At 58.2% G+C, this 1310-nt stretch carries 1 protein-coding gene; it reads right to left on the bottom strand.

The window, feature by feature from the left end; all coding sequences use genetic code 11:
* On the bottom strand, positions 1-1241 hold a 1241-nt coding region (locus IVB42_RS04215; protein WP_247469773.1), incomplete at its 3' end, for an IS1182 family transposase.
* Between the last annotated feature and the right edge of the window lie 69 nt (positions 1242-1310).

Below are 1310 nucleotides of genomic sequence, written 5' to 3'. Positions count from 1 at the left end.
CGCATCTCGACCTTTTTGCGCTCGCGGTGCGATTGCTCGAAGGCTTCCGTATTGGCCAGCGCACGGACATGATCGCGCACATCTTCGTTGACGTCACGGGTAATTTTGCGCACGACCGCTGTCGTGCATTTGGGCTTCAAGGCGCAGCCAGAGCAATCGCTCTTGCTGGCCCTGTAGTAAACGATGTGACCTTGATCGATATTGCCGGTGCTGGTCAGTTCCGCGCCACCCGGACAAACATAGACATTGCGCTTTTTGTCGAAGACGAAGTCCGCTCGGCTAAAGGTGCCATCGGGGCGTGCCGACTTGTCCCACACCGGAACGTGCGGCGTGATCTTGCGATCCACTAGCCATTTGAGCAATCTGACCGCGCCGTAAGCCGTGTCGCCTGCCAATCTCTTGGGGCGCAGATCGAAGCGACGCTCAACACGGTCCACCATGATCTGGGTGACAGCAATCTCAACTGCACGGTTCGCGCGCGTGCCTACCGCATCGAGGATGATCCCGGCCTTGTTGTCGATCAGATAGTTCGCATCATAAGCAAAGAATGGATCCACGCCCGGCCTCGTAACCCATGTTGCTTGCGGATCGGTGAGCGAGACTTCCTTGGGAGGCTTGCGGCGACGGCTGCCTTCACTTGAACCGCCGCCGTCTTCATCGCCGTCCTTATCGCTATTGGCGGCATCAAGCGCTGCGATGTACTCGCGCACCGCATGGGATGCTTCCTCCGCCTTTGGCCAGGTAATAGGCTGGTCGCCGGGAAGTCGCCTAGTCTTGTTCACATCGGCCTTGATCAGGCTCGCATCGACTGAGAACGCTTCGCCTCCGACCAGCCCCGCCGAAATACACAGCGCCACTACACGTTCAAAAACCCGGCGTAAGGCATCGCTCTCACGGAAGCGTTCGCGCCGCGCCCGGCAAAACACCGAGCGATCAGGGATATGATCCTCGATGCCGAGCTTGCAAAACCATCTATAAGCCAGATTGACCTGGACCTCGGCGCAGAGCCGACGCTCGGAACGAAGTGCAAATACGTAGCCCAAGACCAGCATCCGGATCATGAGCACCGGATCAATCGAAGGCCGGCCAGTGTGGGAGTAGAATGGAGCGAGCTCGTTGTGCACCCAACTCAGGTCCAGAAAACCGTCGATTTGCCGTACCAGGTGATCAACCGGCACCACCTTGTCGAGATCAAAGGAGTAAAAGAACTGGCCCTGACCGCTCTCCTGCCGACCTAACATCCGCTGCTCCCGCAAATGCCGCCTCAAACCAACGGAATCACGGTTCGCGAGTCGTCTCAACCGGAGTTT

Source organism: Bradyrhizobium sp. 45, from assembly GCF_023073155.1.
GTDB lineage: Bacteria > Pseudomonadota > Alphaproteobacteria > Rhizobiales > Xanthobacteraceae > Bradyrhizobium > Bradyrhizobium canariense_D.
Note: the sequence above shows the minus strand (reverse complement) of the source record. Positions and strands in the feature narration are given on the sequence as shown.